The sequence below is a fragment of the Escherichia sp. AM3 genome (assembly GCF_032029835.1).
Taxonomy (GTDB): domain Bacteria; phylum Pseudomonadota; class Gammaproteobacteria; order Enterobacterales; family Enterobacteriaceae; genus Escherichia; species Escherichia coli.
Genome location: NZ_JAVUPQ010001151.1, coordinates 1 through 252 on the forward strand (window position 1 = coordinate 1; position 252 = coordinate 252).

A 252-nucleotide genomic window follows, 5' to 3' on the forward strand; every position below is an offset into this window, starting at 1 on the left:
GAAATATACCTTATAAAAAAGCTGTTAAAAAACATGAGTACAAAGAAAAATATAAACACTTGCTTTACCAGAAAAAATTTCTCGAAGGTGTTTTTACAGCAATTAAATATAATGTTATGAAAGGTTAATATACGAGATGGTTGATAAAATAATATTTACGGTTACTCCTATTTTTTCAATTCCTCCTCGCGGAGCGGCTGCTGTTGAAACGTGGATGTATCAGGTTGCTCAGCGTACCAATTTTCCAAATCG

1 protein-coding gene and 1 pseudogene are annotated in these 252 nt (G+C 32.5%); both read left to right on the top strand.

Translation table 11 applies throughout. The annotated features are described in order from the left end of the window. A partial coding sequence (locus RTW80_RS30105; protein WP_312721843.1) for a glycosyltransferase family 8 C-terminal domain-containing protein occupies positions 1-128 on the top strand: 128 nt, incomplete at its 5' end. Between the two features lie 8 nt (positions 129-136). Further along, a pseudogene (locus RTW80_RS30110) lies at positions 137-252 on the top strand (UDP-glucose--(glucosyl)LPS alpha-1,2-glucosyltransferase); the annotation flags it as partial.